Origin of the sequence: Pseudohalocynthiibacter aestuariivivens (assembly GCF_018457175.1) — a bacterium.
GTDB lineage: Bacteria > Pseudomonadota > Alphaproteobacteria > Rhodobacterales > Rhodobacteraceae > Pseudohalocynthiibacter > Pseudohalocynthiibacter aestuariivivens.
The window spans coordinates 250,226-264,517 of record NZ_JAGFNU010000005.1 but is presented as its reverse complement, the minus strand read 5'-3'; the positions used below and the strand labels follow the sequence as shown (position 1 = coordinate 264,517).

General features: G+C 52.6%; 13 protein-coding genes. 7 read left to right on the top strand and 6 right to left on the bottom strand.

Annotation, left to right across the window (positions count from 1 at the left end):
• The first annotated feature begins 115 nt into the window (after positions 1-115).
• Both J4E70_RS10140 and J4E70_RS10135 read left to right on the top strand, forming a co-directional pair.
• Positions 116-553: a host attachment protein gene (locus tag J4E70_RS10140; protein ID WP_213889045.1), complete on the top strand. Its 438-nt coding sequence runs from the start codon at positions 116-118 to the stop codon at positions 551-553.
• Between the two features lie 462 nt (positions 554-1,015).
• Positions 1,016-1,672: a dienelactone hydrolase family protein gene (locus tag J4E70_RS10135; protein WP_213889042.1), complete on the top strand. Its 657-nt coding sequence runs from the start codon at positions 1,016-1,018 to the stop codon at positions 1,670-1,672.
• Positions 1,673-1,704: 32 nt separating this feature from the next.
• Here the strand turns inward: J4E70_RS10135 and J4E70_RS10130 are convergent, their stop codons facing one another.
• Both J4E70_RS10130 and J4E70_RS10125 read right to left on the bottom strand, forming a co-directional pair.
• The gene (locus J4E70_RS10130; RefSeq protein ID WP_213889041.1) at positions 1,705-2,700 is read right to left on the bottom strand and encodes a zinc-dependent alcohol dehydrogenase family protein; all 996 of its coding nucleotides are present in this window, start codon (positions 2,698-2,700) and stop codon (positions 1,705-1,707) included.
• Positions 2,701-2,953: 253 nt separating this feature from the next.
• Positions 2,954-4,024, bottom strand: coding sequence for an aminoglycoside phosphotransferase family protein (locus J4E70_RS10125; protein WP_213889036.1), 1,071 nt, complete (start codon positions 4,022-4,024; stop codon positions 2,954-2,956).
• Between the two features lie 341 nt (positions 4,025-4,365).
• Between J4E70_RS10125 and J4E70_RS10120 the strand changes: the two genes are divergently transcribed.
• Genes J4E70_RS10120 through J4E70_RS19325 form a run of 4 tightly spaced genes read left to right on the top strand, consistent with a single transcriptional unit; the run spans position 4,366 to position 9,460 of the window.
• A complete protein-coding gene (locus J4E70_RS10120) occupies positions 4,366-6,771 on the top strand; it encodes a GcvT family protein (RefSeq protein WP_213889034.1) in 2,406 nt (801 codons plus the stop codon).
• Positions 6,768-8,315, top strand: a complete 1,548-nt coding sequence (locus J4E70_RS10115; RefSeq protein WP_213889029.1) for a trimethylamine methyltransferase family protein — start codon at positions 6,768-6,770, stop codon at positions 8,313-8,315. Before J4E70_RS10120 ends, J4E70_RS10115 begins: the two co-directional genes overlap by 4 nt.
• Before the next feature lie 3 nt (positions 8,316-8,318).
• Positions 8,319-9,002: a TetR/AcrR family transcriptional regulator gene (locus J4E70_RS10110; RefSeq protein ID WP_213889028.1), complete on the top strand. Its 684-nt coding sequence runs from the start codon at positions 8,319-8,321 to the stop codon at positions 9,000-9,002.
• The gene (locus tag J4E70_RS19325; protein WP_246531688.1) at positions 8,999-9,460 is read left to right on the top strand and encodes an FAD-dependent oxidoreductase; all 462 of its coding nucleotides are present in this window, start codon (positions 8,999-9,001) and stop codon (positions 9,458-9,460) included. Before J4E70_RS10110 ends, J4E70_RS19325 begins: the two co-directional genes overlap by 4 nt.
• Before the next feature lie 143 nt (positions 9,461-9,603).
• On the opposite strand, the gene J4E70_RS10100 is transcribed toward J4E70_RS19325, so the two are convergent.
• Genes J4E70_RS10100 through cuyA form a run of 3 tightly spaced genes read right to left on the bottom strand, consistent with a single transcriptional unit; the run spans position 9,604 to position 12,359 of the window.
• The gene (locus J4E70_RS10100; RefSeq protein ID WP_213889027.1) at positions 9,604-10,590 is read right to left on the bottom strand and encodes a YeiH family protein; all 987 of its coding nucleotides are present in this window, start codon (positions 10,588-10,590) and stop codon (positions 9,604-9,606) included.
• A gap of 25 nt (positions 10,591-10,615) precedes the next feature.
• Positions 10,616-11,329 carry a cysteate racemase gene (gene cuyB / locus J4E70_RS10095; RefSeq protein WP_213889026.1) on the bottom strand — a complete coding sequence of 238 codons (714 nt, stop codon included), beginning with the start codon at positions 11,327-11,329 and terminating at the stop codon, positions 10,616-10,618.
• A gap of 16 nt (positions 11,330-11,345) precedes the next feature.
• Positions 11,346-12,359, bottom strand: a complete 1,014-nt coding sequence (cuyA, locus tag J4E70_RS10090) for a D-cysteate sulfo-lyase (protein ID WP_213889025.1) — start codon at positions 12,357-12,359, stop codon at positions 11,346-11,348.
• Positions 12,360-12,481: 122 nt separating this feature from the next.
• Between cuyA and J4E70_RS10085 the strand changes: the two genes are divergently transcribed.
• Positions 12,482-13,378, top strand: coding sequence for a LysR family transcriptional regulator (locus J4E70_RS10085; RefSeq protein ID WP_213889024.1), 897 nt, complete (start codon positions 12,482-12,484; stop codon positions 13,376-13,378).
• On the opposite strand, the gene J4E70_RS10080 is transcribed toward J4E70_RS10085, so the two are convergent.
• On the bottom strand, positions 13,373-14,257 hold the full coding sequence (locus J4E70_RS10080) for a LysR family transcriptional regulator (RefSeq protein WP_213889023.1): 885 nt from the start codon (positions 14,255-14,257) through the stop codon (positions 13,373-13,375). The genes J4E70_RS10085 and J4E70_RS10080 overlap by 6 nt on opposite strands.
• Positions 14,258-14,292: the final 35 nt, after the last annotated feature.

The following is a 14,292-nucleotide window of genomic DNA, read 5'->3' as shown; positions in this document are numbered from 1 at the left end:
GCTGGTTCAATACTGGGGGTGCAGCAAGTTTTTCGAGGACAATTGATCTAAATCAGCACCGCCTTCGTTGAGTTGGCGCATTTTGTAGCTGCGAGACAACGTTAGGAGAAAGACTATGAAACCGACTGTGACGTGGGTCATTCTTGCAAATGCGGGCGTTGCACGAGTGGTTGTGAACGAAGGGCCGGGCAAGGGGTTTGCAGCACTCGAAGGCATGACTTTTGAAAGCGAACCTCCCGCCGAGTACTCTGATGAACCCGGCATGGGACACAGCCGTTTTGGGCACGGAAAGTCAGCTGTTGCTCAGCCAGACCCGAAACGACAGGCGGAAGCCAGTTTTGCTGCGACGCTCATCGGGCGACTGGAAGATGGCTTGCGCAAGTCCGCGTTTGATCGGCTGATACTCGTTGCTGCACCGCATATGCTCGGAACGTTGCGTGCAGCCATCAAAGGTTCTCTAAAAGACAAAGTGCTTGCTGAAGTCGCCAAAGACTTGACGCATATCCCGATTGAGGACCTCTCGGATCATCTTGAAGACGTTATTGCTGCCTGAACATCAAACAGGAGAACCATAAGAGGGTGGTGAAATGGAAAGGCAATTTGCGAACATGTTAGAATTTGGACAAGATCAAACGGTGGCGTTTGTCGTTGCGCCATCTCGAATAGCTGATGCACACCACATCCTTTTAGAAGCCCAGGAAACGCCGGAGCCTCCTACACCTGAGGCCCCCCAACCGGTAGACCCTGTTCCCGAACCTCAACCTAATGAAGATCCTTCACCTACGGAGCCTTACCCGCAGCCACCAACGCCGGAGATCCCGCAACCAGTGGATCCTCCGCCTGAATTTCGAGAGGTTTGATAAAAGTCAGACCTTGATCGGACGCAGCCAGTAACTTTGTATGCGATTAATTTTTGGCAGGGCGCTGTTCTGAACGCCAATAATTCGCCCGCCGTATCGGAGTAAGCAGAAATAAGTTTCGCAGCTTCATCTGGCCGAGTTAGGAGTAAATCACCTTGAACAATGTAAAAATTGAAAAACGTAATGTTATCCTTGGGAGTAAATCACAGGAAGGCATTCTTAGATTGCCCGATGACGCACTCGGTCTTGTTGTTTTTGCACATGGTGCTGGCAGCAGCCGCCTGAGTCCGCGCAACAATTATGTTGCGGATCGTTTGGCCGAACGCAACATTGCGACTTTGCTTTTCGATTTACTGACTGAAGCGGAGGCGGCTGATCGAGAGAAGGTATTCGATATCCCGCTGCTCAGCGGACGCTTGTTAGAAGCAATTGAATGGGTCCGCGATCAACCCGAGCTTTCACAGTTAAAGATGGGTTTGTTTGGCGCGAGCACTGGTGCTGCAGCCGCGCTTGTCGCGGCGTCTTGGCAAAAGGAGTTGATTGTCACTGTTGTCTCGCGCGGAGGTCGTCCTGATCTTGCTGGTGCGGAGCTTTCTAAAGTCACGGCACCCACATTTCTTATAGTCGGGGGGGCGGACTATCAGGTGATAAAGCTGAATGAAGATGCTGCGCATCAGTTTACTTGTGACCACAAGATGACCCTCGTCCCGCACGCGACTCATTTATTCGAAGAACCGGGAACTCTGGACTCAGTGGTAGATTTGGCTGCCGATTGGTTTGTAAGAAGTTTTGCAAAATCTACGGCAGAATAGTGATTGTTCGTCGTCTGGCAGAATGCATGGATTCATGTGCCAAAGTTCGGGACTAGTACCGCTGCTCCCTGTAATCGACCGTGCTTCAGATCATCGAGTGCACGATTTGCGTCTTCCAGCGGATACGCTTGTGTCACTGTTTGCACACATGCCTTTTCAGCCAGGGGAAAGAACTCTTCACCGTCCTGCCGCGTTAGATTCGCAACAGACATTATATGCCTCTCGTTCCACAAGTCCGTATAGGGAAACGCAGGAATATCGCTCATGTGAATGCCACCACAGACGACGCGCCCGCCCTTGCACAGCGCTTTAAGCGCTTTGGGCACAAGCGCCCCGACCGGGGCGAAGATCAGTGCAGCATCGAGCAATGTGGGCGGTGCTTCGTCTGAGCCTCCAGCCCAGACAGCGCCGATCTGTCTAGCAAAATCCTGCGCAGCAATGTCACCTGGCCGTGTCAGCGCATAGATTTCACGCCCCTGCCAAACAGCTACCTGCGCTATTATGTGCGCTGCTGCCCCAAAGCCATAAATCCCGAGCCGCTTCGCATCGCCTGCCAGCCTGAGGCTGCGATATCCAATCAAGCCCGCACAAAGCAATGGTGCCAGCGCTACAGGGTCCGCATTTTCCGGCAGCGGGAAAACAAACCGCGCATCTGCTATGCATTCTTCGGCGAACCCTCCGTTTAATGTGTACCCCGTAAAACCCGGGTTATCGCAGAGGTTTTCCTTATCGCTAATGCAATAGTTGCAGGTTCCGCACGTGTGGCCAAGCCAGGGAACACCGACGCGCTGGCCAACGCGAACACCGGATGCTTCTTTGCCTATCGCAACAACCCGTCCGACAATTTCATGGCCGGGGATCAGGGGCAGGGTGGGCTTGGTCAATTCACCATCAACAATATGAAGATCGGTTCTGCAAACGCCGCAGGCTTCAACCTTGATTTGAACCTGATTGGGTCTGAGGGATGGACGTGCGACGTGTTCAAGCCGGAGCTTTGAATTTGCAGCGTGTAAAACCATTGCGCGCATAAGTGTTCCCCTAAATCTACCCGGAAACAGATTACATGCTACGCCCTTGCACAAAATTGACGGGGATCAAAATAAACCTAAACCGTTCTTTCTTTCCAAAAGATCGCGTCGGTCGCGCTGGTTACTAATTTGATGTCTGATGTTTTTGATGTAAGTAAGTATATTTCCTGGGCTCTGAAGCGTTAGCGATAGTCGTCCATCTGCAGGCTAAGATCGGCAGTGCGAGGTAAGATTTCGGCTTGGAATTCTGAGATCAGGAATTAATCGTACCCTTTGGGTTTGGCGCCGGTTTGAAATCGCGCCATCCCGGCAGAGAAGTATCCAGAAACTCTTTCAATTCATCCAGACCTGCGGCGTGTAATGCACGGTCAAGCAACCGTAAAACCCGCGGAATATGTCTAAGGTAAGTATCTTTCCCGTCGCGTCGACTAAGCCTCAAAAATATTCCGGCGACTTTTGCATGCCTCTGTGCTGCCAAAATGTAAAAGTCTTGCAGGAACGATTTCTGATCCAGTTCGGGTCGAAGATTGAAGTAGCGTTGAAGCAGATGGCTTTCCAGCCCGTCTGACAAGTCGCGCCGGGCATCCTGCGCCAGTGACATGACATCATAAGCAAATGACCCGATTAATCCGTCCTGAAAATCGAGCAACCCGCAACATGCCGCACCAGAGCGGTCGTTAAGAAGTATCAGGTTGTCCACATGAAAATCACGAAGAACGAGCGTGTCTTGCCGCGCGGCCACATCGCTGAGGGCATCGCGCCATAGCGCCTCGTATTGCGCACCAAACGTAACGAGATTGGCGTCGCGCTGAGCCTCCGGCGCGAACCATTCTGACAGCAGGTTTGCTTCTTTGATCAGGGGTTCCATATCGTAGAAGGGCACTACAACACCGGTTGCTTTGGGGTGCTCGTGCAACGTCGCAAGCACATCGATCGCCAGTTCATAGAGCGCTGCTTCGTCCCAACCGTCATTTAAAAGCTTTGTGTAAGTTTGGTCGCTAAAGTCTTCGATTAACGCCAGTCCGAGCGAGGCGTCTTCAGCATAAATTTGGGGCGCGGACAGCCCAAGATTTTCAAGGTGTCGGCCAATTTGGACATAGGCCTTGAATTCAGGAGCGTCGGCGCCTGTCACCATCAAAAGCGCTGGGCCAAACGGCGTTTCCGAGTTTCGGTAATACCGGCGCGAGGATGCATCAGCCGGTAACTGACGCCAGCCCTCTGCTTTAACACCCATGTTTGCGAGGAATGCAGCGTTTTGCCCAGACAAAGTGATCATCGGATCGTGTAGACCTTCTTGAGAGTTTCGTTGCGCGTGCAAACCCACATCCAAGCCCCTGGAAATTATACTTCTGAATCTGAAGTAGTCTCAACACACTTGCCGCGACCCATTCACAAATACAGCGCCCTTTCTGAAAGACCAAGGCGCAAATGAGGCTTTGAAATGTGAAATTGAAAACCCAAAAGTATCGGTTTCAACCGACGAGTAGTGTCATTTCTAGAATAGTGATTTCAGTCAACTCTCGGGATCATGTGTACTTTGGGACAGTCATAAGAGCGTCTGCGATCAGTTCGTTATCTAAAATTTTGTTGACGAATCTCCAAAATTGACACCCTATCACTTAGAATTGGACACAATTGTCCAGAGTGTTCGACAGGGAGAAAAAAATGAAATCACATTATCGGGTTGTGGTTATCGGCGGTGGGGTGGTTGGGTCTTCCATTCTTTATCATCTGGCGAAAATGGGCTGGTCGGATGTTTGCCTGATCGAACGTTCTGTTCTGACGGCCGGGTCGTCCTGGCACGCGGCGGGTGGTATTCATGCACTGAACGCCGACCCGAATATTGCTGCGCTTCAGGCCTATACGATCGACCTGCTACCAAAAATCGAAGAAGAGAGCGGCCAGAACATCGGCCTGCACATGACAGGCGGCCTAACCATGGCAGGAACGCCTGATCGTTGGGAATGGCTGCAATCAGCTTATCGCGTGTTTCAATCCATCGGTATCGACGACTGCCGCCTTGTTACACCAAAAGAGGCGGGGGAACTGAACCCAATTATGTCGACCGAAGGCTTGCTGGGCGGTATGTGGGCCGACCGCGAAGGTTACATCGACACCACTGGTACCGTGCATGCCTATGCCGGCGCCGCCAAAAAGAACGGCGCCGAAGTGATCGAACACAACCGTGTTCTGGAACTGAACCAGACGCTGGAAGGCTGGGAAGTTGTGACTGAAAAGGGCACGATTTCTTGCGAACATGTGGTCAACGCCGGCGGCCTCTGGGCCAAACAGATTGGGCGCATGGCAGGGGTTGAATTGCCAGTCTCGCCGTTAAAGCACCATTACCTCGTATCCGACACTATACCGGCGCTCGAAGAACTGGACTTCGAAGTGCCGATGACCGTGGATCTCGAAGGTTTCACCTATATGCGTCAGGATCAAAAGGGTTTGCTGCTTGGCATATACGAAATCAACCACGAACATTGGGCGATGGACGGTGCGCCTTGGGATTACGGCATGGAGCTGTTTCAGGAAGATACGGACCGGATAGAAAAAGAATTGATCATGGGGTTTGAACGCTACCCCTGTTTGCAGGATGTCGGCGTTAAAACATGGGTCAACGGTGCCTTCACCTTCTCGCCTGACGGCAATCCATTGGTTGGTCCGGTCCCCGGCAAGCGCGGATACTGGAGCGCCTGCGCCGTGATGGCTGGTTTCCTGCAAGGTGGTGGCGTTGGCAAAAGCCTTGCGGAATGGATGATCCACGGCGAACCCGAAGCGGATGTTTATGGCATGGACGTTGCGCGCTACGGCGTGTTTGCGGAAAACAAGCAGTACATCAAGGAAACCACCGGGCAGTTTTATACCCGTCGCTTCGTGATGACCTATCCTAACGAACAACTTCCTGCGGGCCGTCCGCTGAAGATGACCCCGGCACATTCCGAGATGACAGAAGCGGGCTGCAAGTGGGGGGCAAGCTGGGATCTCGAAGTACCACTTTATTTTGCGGAAAAGGGGTTTGAAGAAACCCCCTCACTGAAACGGTCTAACGCATTCGATATTGTCGCGAAGGAATGCAAAGCAGTGCGCAATGGTGTGGGCCTATTGGACATCTCCGGATTTTCCCGGTTTGAGGTCAGCGGGCCAAACGCCGAAAGCTGGCTGAACCGGATGTTTTCAACGAAATTACCGAAACCGGGGCGCGCAAGACTTGCCGTCATGCTGGGTCATGATGGTCGGCTGAAGGGTGACCTGACCCTGTTCAACTGGGGTGGCGGAACATGGTGGATCATGGGGTCATACTACCTTCGAGCATGGCACATGCGCTGGTTCACCGACCACATGGAAGACGGTGTGACTTTACGTGATTTGGGGGAAGATACCGCCGGGTTCTCGCTGGCGGGGCCAAAATCACGCGCGGTGATTGAAAAACTGACAGAAGGCTCTATCGGCAATCTGGCGTTCATGGGGTGCGGTGCCTTTGACATCGGTTTGATCCGCGCAAAGGTGGCCCGCATGTCCGTTGCGGGCGAACTTGGCTTTGAGATCAACTGCCGGATGGGTGATCATATCGCCCTGCGTCGGGCGCTTTTGCAGGCTGGCGCTGAAGAAAGCATTCGCGAATACGGGTTTAATGCGTTGCTTAGTCTGCGCCTTGAAAAAAGCTTTGGCATCTGGTCGGCTGAATTCACGCAAGGCTACACCCCCGGCATGACAGCGATGGATCGCTGGATCGACTGGGAAAAAGAAGCGTTCATTGGACGGGACGCTGCAATAGCAGAACGCGACGGCAAAGGACCTGCCCAAGTTCAGGTCACTTTGGAAGTTGATACCGGTGATGCTGACGCGAGCGGGTATGAGCCGATATGGAACGATGGTGTCCAAGCCGGTTTTGTAACCTCGGGCGGCTATGGTCATACGGTTGGCAAATCATTGGCCATGGCGCTGGTGAACTCGGATGTCGCCGCTGAAGGTTCAGAGTTATCAGTTCACGTGGTCGGGGTTGAACGCAAGGCACGCGTCATACCTGCTTCGCCCTTTGACCCTGAAGGAAAGGCCATGCGGGGATGACTGAGAGCGCCGCCTTGCCCCCAAAAACGAGACGAAGGCGCAGCCGCCAAGATGGCGCAACACCGCGTCGCAAAGTTAACTATCGCAACCTGCGCAATCCCTTCCCGCCGATGGATATATTTTCGGCGGACCGGATCGCTGCAATGCACGAAGCAGCATTGGAGGTTTTGGAGACTCTCGGTCTCAAAGTGCTGCTGCCAGAAGCCCGGGTGATTTATCGCGGGGGTGGCGCTATTGTGGACGAGAGCACTGAAATGGTGCGCATCGGACGCGACATGGTTTTCGCCGCGCTGGAATCTGCCCCCAGATCCATTCCAATGTCCGGAGGTGCCCCGACACGTGATATAAAGCTGGAAATAGGAAATCTGGTTTTTCAGCCCGGCGCAGGTGCCCCGCATGCGACAGATCTGGAACGGGGGCGTCGCCCCGGCACAGAGCGTGACTTTCGCGAACTAACAAAGCTAACCCAGCATTTTGATGTGTTCCACATGGTTCCGCCGCTTATAGAGCCGCAAGATGTTCCGATGAACCTTCGTCACTATGCGACGATGGACGCGCAGCTAACGCTTTCAGATAAAGTGCCATTTATCTTTTCCCGCGGGACCCCGCAGGTCTTGGAATGCTTTGAAATGCTCCGCGATTTTCGCGGACTTTCTGACGACGCGTTTCACGATGGGGCCCATAGCTATACGATCATCAACACGAACTCCCCGCGCCAGATAGACGTTCCGATGGCACAAGGGATTATCGATTTTGCCCGTGGCGGGCAGGTCTCAATTATAACACCCTTTACATTGATGGGTGCCATGGCGCCGATCACTGTGGCCGGGGCAATTACGCTTAGCCATGCAGAGGCGTTGGCCGCGATTACCCTTGCGCAACTGGCAAGGCCCGGAGCCCCGGTTTGCTATGGTACCTTTACGTCAAATGTCGATATGAAATCTGGTGCACCTGCGTTTGGCACACCCGAACACTTCAAAGCCTCGTTAGCTGCGGGGCAGCTTGCGCGTATGTTGGGGCTGCCCTGGCGCTGCGCCAGCGGAAGTGCGGCAAACCTAAGCGATGTGCAGGCCGCCAATGAAACTCAGTTCGGTATCTGGGGATGTCTTTTGGCAGGTGCCACCGTCGTCATTCATTCAGCAGGTTGGCTTGAAGGAGGGCTAACCGTTTCTTACGAAAAGCTCATTACGGATGTGGAAGTTTTGCAAATGGTAGCAGAGCTTTGCGCAGACACTGGTGCAGATGCGAGCGACATTGCGCTGGAAGCATTGGCAGAGGTGCAACCCGGAGGGCATTTCTTTGGGGTTGCCCACACGCGCGCGCGATACAAGACTGAATTTTATGAACCTCTGGTCAGTGACCTTTCGAATTTTGGCACCTGGACCGAACGTGGCGCTGTTGACACAACAACAAGGGCAACGGGTATTTGGAAAAACATTCTTGAGCATGGAGCAGGCCCCGATGTTGACCTTAGCCGTGCAGAGGCGTTGCGAAACTATATCGAAAAGCGGACGAAAGAAGGCGGCGCACTGCCAGAAAGCTGAACCATGACCAATTCAAAAGTGACGACACTCTTGCATCGGGATGACCCCGGAAAAAAGCCCCTGGTCGGCAATATCAAAGTCACCCGGCAAGATTGGCTGAACGTCGCAATGGATATTCTGGTCAGTGATGGGGTTGAACAGGTTAAGGTGCTAACACTCGGCGAAAGGCTGGGTGTCTCCAGATCAAGTTTTTACTGGTATTTCAAAAGCCGGCAAGATCTGCTTGATGCGTTGCTTGACCATTGGCAACAAACCAACACTGCAGCCATGATTAATCAGGCCGAAAGCCCGGCTGAAACGATTACGGGGGCGGTCTGCAACGTCTTCAAGTGCTTTGTAAATCCAAAGCTTTTTGATCCGCAGCTTGATTTTGCTATTCGGGAATGGTCCCGCAGATCAGGAAAGGTTCGCCGTCTGCTCGACCAATCTGATCAGCAGCGGTTAGCCGCCTTGTCGGAAATGTACGCGCGCTACGGTTACGAAACGAAAGAAGCAACCACGCGTGCGCGTATCCTCTACTACATGCAAGTCGGTTACTACGCCGCCGATTTACAGGAAACGATGGAAGAACGGTCCGATCGCATTGCGGAATATCTGCTTGGTTTCACCGGGCGCGTGCCGCTGCAGTCTGAAATTGAAGGCGCGGTGGCCTATGCGATGGCCGCCAGCAAGGGAGAATTGTCATGAAAGATAGCTATGATGCTCTCATCATCGGGACAGGTGTGATAGGCACTGCCATTGCGTTTGAAATGGCCAAAGCGGGTTGGAAGACCTTGTCGCTCGATCGAAATTCACAGATTGGCCATGGCTCGACCGCTGGATCCTGCGCAATCATCAGAATGCATTATTCAACCTTCGACGGAACGGCCTTCGCCTGGGAAGGCTATCATTACTGGCAGGACTGGGCCGATTATCTGAGGCTTCCGAATGACGCAGATCTGGCTAAGTTCAAAGAATGCGGCTGTCTTGTGATGAAAACTTCCTCCATCCCAAATCAGGGAATTTACAGGAAGTGTCCCGAGAGTCCGTACATATCTACACATTGCTGGGTGAAAGAACGGCCTATGCCAGCCGTTAGATTGGAAATTTGCGCGCGACGACTTCAGTTCGGAAGCGAAGAATTCTGTAGTTCAGTCGATGATTAAAAAATGTCCCCGCCAAAATTTTCGATCAAGCGTCGCTTGCTTTGCTGCAGCGTAAAACATGTGTGCACCTAATAAATTCCGACCAGTGGCATGAACATGTCCGGTTTGTGTCGCAAGCCCGAAGTCTTGGACAAGCTGAAGGATCAAATACCGACCCACGTCACATAACCAAGTGCCACAATCAGTAGGAAAATGGTCTCAATAATCAGAATAGCGCTGTAGCTCGGTTTGACTTTGACAATCTTTGCCAAGCTGGTCTTCACGCCAAGTGCAGAGATGGCAACGACAAGACACCAACGCGAAATATCACCGAAAAAAACTATCACTGTTTCAGGCAGAAGCCCTGAGTTTGCGAGCATGGCGAGAAGCAAAAACATAACCAAAAACCATGGCAAGCTAAGTCTCTGGGTTTGCGCACCTCTAAAACTGAACATGGCGACCAGTATAACCACGGGCAACAGGGCGACACGCAGCATCTTTACAAAAGTAGCGATCACACCCGCTTCATCGCTAATCGAGTAACCCGCACCGACCACCTGAGCCACATCATGAATCGTAGCCCCAATCAGAAATCCGCTTTCTATATCTGTCAGTCCAAGCGCTTGGAACAGCACAGGGTAAGCAATCATTGCGATGGTCGATAGCGCTGTGACGCCGATAACAACAAAGAGAGTGTCCTGCTCGCGGTCCGAACGAGGGGGCAGGACCGCAGTGATCGCCAAGGCCGCAGAGGCGCCGCAGATTGCAACCGAACCGCCAGCCAATAGGCCAAAGGCCATACGACGACCGAGCAGCAAGGACATTAACGCACCACAACCGAGGGTGGCGAGCACGAAACCGACCACGGCCAAAACGGGACCCAGCCCAAGGCTTGTCACGTCGCCGATGCTTAGCCTAAGCCCCAGAAGGCCAACACCAAACCGCAGCAGCGGTTTCGATGAGAACTCAATTCCTCTGACGCAAGACTCATCTTCCGATAAGAAATGAAATGCCATGCCGATAAGAAGTGCAAACAGCATCACTGGTGCACCATAATGCTCGGACAGAAAACTAGCGGCAATGGCGATCACGACAGCGAGGAGTATACCGCTGTAAAAACTGTTCCATCGGGCGCGGATGAAGGGTAACATTCAAAAACCTTTGAATTCAAATAATTCAGGCTGGATCATCGAGCCGAACCCCGGCGAAATTCAACGTTGCGGCCACTAGAATATCCAGCGCATCGACAATAGGGACCGTTGTTTTGATCTGCCCGCTGATCAGGGAAAACTCGGTGCACCCAACAAGGATCGCTGCAGCGCCTTGCTTGACAAGCTCGGCACTTTTTTCGTGCAGCAATGCGATGTCCGCTTCATCAGGGCCATATTGTTTGATCCGGCGGATTGCAGACAGCACGGTCCCTTCATCTTCTGGGAACAGCGCGACAAGACCCACATCATTGAGATGCGTCTGGAAGAGGCCAATCTGGTTTGTGGCGGGCGAAGCGAGGATGCCCACTTTTGAGCCTGGCGCGACTTGGCTGGCCAGTTCTACGCACGTCAGGGCCAACATGCTCAAAAAAGGGATTCGCACACGCTCTGTGACAAAGGAAGCATAGTGATGTGCGGTGTTGCAGGGCATAATCAACGCCTCGGCACCGGCGGTTTCAAGGCGAACAGCCATTTCGGCCATGACGGGCCCCGGATTGGGCCCTGTTTTTTCAATCAAATGCCGGATGCGAGAGGGCACTTGAGGGTTCATATCCACTAAAAGCGGGACATGATCAGAGTCATCTCGAGCAGGAGTGCCCGCTTGAAGGCGCTGCATTAGGGTGACGGTGGCCTCGGGCCCCATACCACCTAATACACCGATCCGTCGCAACCTGGCCATGAAGCCGCCCGCGCGATCAGGACCAACGATCTTTAAAGTCGAAGGCTGCGTCATAACCAAACAGCGCCACGCTGCCGCCGGTATGAAGGAACACGACGCGCTCGCCTTTCTTGAAATGTCCCTTGCGGATCAAATCGATGAAACCTGCTGCGCCTTTGGCGGAATAGACGGGATCAAGCAGGATCGATTCAAGCTCGGCAAATATACGGATCGCTTCAAGCCCGCTTTCAGTGGGGATACCATAACCTTCACCGACGTAATCAGTATTGGCGACGACGTCCTCACGCGCGACCACCCCCGGACAGTCCAGTTTCTCAGCCGTGGCGCAAGCAAGTTTATAGACGTTTTCTTCTTGTTTCAGCCTAGGTGCACGAACGCCGATCCCCAAAAGCGGGATTTGCGCATTAGTTGCCTTGAGACCTGTGATCAGACCTGCCTGGGTGCCCGCGCTGCCCGTGGCGTGCACGATGTGGTCGATCTTTAGGCCACGTTCGTTAAACTGGCAGAGCATTTCTAAGGCGCAGTTAACGTATCCCAGCGCGCCAGTCGGGTTTGAGCCACCACCGGGGATGGTGTAAACCTTTTTACCTTTAGCGCGGAATTGGTCGGCAACTTTTTCCATCTCGGCGTTCATATCCAGCCCGCCAGAGCATTTCTCGGTCGTCGCTCCGTGAAGGTGGTCCAACAGCACGTTTCCGTTGTTGTTGTAATTGGCATTGTTGGAGCCGGTGCGATCTTCGAGCAGGATATGGCAGGCCATGCCCATCTTGGCCGCAAACGCGGCGGTTTGACGGGCATGGTTCGATTGGGTCGCACCTTGTGTCATCACCATATCGGCGCCTTCGAGCTCGGCTTCGGCCATCAGGAATTCAAGCTTGCGAGTCTTGTTGCCACCAGTCGAAAGACCAGTGCAATCGTCGCGCTTAATCCAAATTTCCGGCCCACCCAATTCAGCGGTCAGACGATCAAGACGTTCCAGTGGGGTTGGCAGATGGGCGATAAAGCGGCGGGGAAAGCGGGCAAGATGCATCATAAGCTCCTAAATTAGTATTTATCGCAAGTTAACTCATAGTTGTGAGCAATTCTAATGCGTAATTAAGCATCTAACATGCAAAAATTGCAATTTTTAATATTGTCGGCTAGTTTGCACTTATGCGACTCGATTGGATAGAAGACATCCTTGCCGTGCTTGACAACGGATCATTGGCGCGGGCGGCCGAGAAACGCTTCCTGACGCAATCGGCTTTCACCCGACGCGTGCGAATGATCGAGGATTCGATTGGCGCAACGCTATTTGATCGCAGCCGCAAGCCGGTTGCGCTGATGCCGGGTGTTAAGGCGCTTGAACCAGAAATGCGCAGGTTGAGCATGCAATTACGCCGCCTGAAGCATGATCTCAAACAAACCACTGACCCTCTTAGTAGCGTGGTTTCAATTGCCTGCCAGCATGCCCTAACAACCACGCTTTCGTCAAAAATCGTCGGAGCGCTCACAGCAGGGGATCGGACCGTTCGAATGCGATCAGGTAATCGGGATGAATGCCTTATCCAACTATTTTCTGGTGAAGCAGACATTGCGATCACTTACCAGATACCCGGTGAGCGGACCCCTATTCTAGCGCAGGCGTTCGAGGCTCACGATTTAGGCGCTGACAGGCTCATACCTGTCTGCATTCCTGATTTGGAAGATTCGACGCATAACGGCGAGATCCCCGCTATTGGATATCCATCCGACGTATTTTTGGGGCAGGTTTTTGATCGTACGATTGTCCCCCGGCTCTCGAATAAAGTGGTTCTCTCGCCACGTGCCGAAACTGCACTGACTCTGGCCATGATCCAATTGGTGTTGGATGGGATCGGCGTGGCCTGGTTGCCACAATCCTTGATCCTCGACCATTTGGCCCAAAAAAGGTTGATTAAGCCAAGTCTGAACCTGCCGGAACAAGAACTGGAAATTAAAATGATCCGCCTAGCAGAAGGACAAAGCCCGCAGAATGATGCGATTTGGAGTCTGCTTTCAAATGATGTGTTGAAGCGGAAAACCTTATAAAGCCTCCCAAAGTTGCTGTCCCGTCTTGTCCAGACGATCTAATGAACAGAAAAGCGTTAATTTTAGAGTGGTTTGCCATTCGGGCCCGCCGACGCGTACAAGTTTTCCGCTTTGTAGTTCATCAGCGATAACTCGTTCGGACAACCAAGCTACTCCGCTTCCTGCAATCGCGCTGCGTTTTAACGCTTCGGAGTGGGCATCCATATATCGTAGAACCATCGGGGGTTGTCGGGAGCCAATAATCTGATCGACAATTGTCCCAAGATAACTTGAAGGATCATAACTTAGATAAGGTATATTCTTCACATCCTTGCTCGATATGTCCCATCCGCCTTCGGCTGCGGCCTTGGCTTCAGCAACTGGAACTAGTTTCTCAACTCCTAAGTCCTTTCGCGCCACAAGGTCTTCTTCGAAAAAAGGGGCGCCATTGTTGTGCCGATAGCAAAGTAAGAAATCACAGGTACCGTCGGAAAAAAGTTGACAGCAAGTAGGCAGATAATCGGAATATACACGGACACGCAGGTTAGGCAGTTCGTCCTCAAGCTCTTTTATTCGTTTGGTCAGATAATTTACAGAAATTGTATGCAGGACCGCTATCCGCTGGAAAGCAGTTCTTCCAAATTCTGCTCCACGAATACCTTGTCGAGTGTCAGACAGGTTGTTCACCGTTTCCTGCGCGACAGGCAAAAACAGAATACCAGCTTCCGACAATTGGACTGGATATGTCGACCGTTTAATGAGCGGAACACCCAGCCAGTTCTCCAAAGATTTGATACGGCGACTAAATGCCGGCTGGGTGATATTTCTTTCTTCAGCCGCCCGCGAAAAATTGAGTGTACGACCCAGACAGACAAAATCCTGAAGCCATTTGATATCCACAACAGCCACCTTTCCCTATGAAACCTATTGAAAAA

What these genes read in the sequence shown, in the direction of transcription:
- cuyB (WP_213889026.1), bottom strand. Translation starts at nt 11,329, where the DNA reads ATGGCCAGGTTGCGACGGATCGGTGTATTAGGTGGTATGGGGCCCGAG.
- J4E70_RS10120 (WP_213889034.1), top strand. Translation starts at nt 4,366, where the DNA reads ATGAAATCACATTATCGGGTTGTGGTTATCGGCGGTGGGGTGGTTGGG.
- J4E70_RS10085 (WP_213889024.1), top strand. Translation starts at nt 12,482, where the DNA reads ATGCGACTCGATTGGATAGAAGACATCCTTGCCGTGCTTGACAACGGA.
- J4E70_RS10115 (WP_213889029.1), top strand. Translation starts at nt 6,768, where the DNA reads ATGACTGAGAGCGCCGCCTTGCCCCCAAAAACGAGACGAAGGCGCAGC.
- J4E70_RS10110 (WP_213889028.1), top strand. Translation starts at nt 8,319, where the DNA reads ATGACCAATTCAAAAGTGACGACACTCTTGCATCGGGATGACCCCGGA.
- J4E70_RS10130 (WP_213889041.1), bottom strand. Translation starts at nt 2,700, where the DNA reads ATGCGCGCAATGGTTTTACACGCTGCAAATTCAAAGCTCCGGCTTGAA.
- J4E70_RS19325 (WP_246531688.1), top strand. Translation starts at nt 8,999, where the DNA reads ATGAAAGATAGCTATGATGCTCTCATCATCGGGACAGGTGTGATAGGC.
- J4E70_RS10140 (WP_213889045.1), top strand. Translation starts at nt 116, where the DNA reads ATGAAACCGACTGTGACGTGGGTCATTCTTGCAAATGCGGGCGTTGCA.
- cuyA (WP_213889025.1), bottom strand. Translation starts at nt 12,359, where the DNA reads ATGCATCTTGCCCGCTTTCCCCGCCGCTTTATCGCCCATCTGCCAACC.
- J4E70_RS10100 (WP_213889027.1), bottom strand. Translation starts at nt 10,590, where the DNA reads ATGTTACCCTTCATCCGCGCCCGATGGAACAGTTTTTACAGCGGTATA.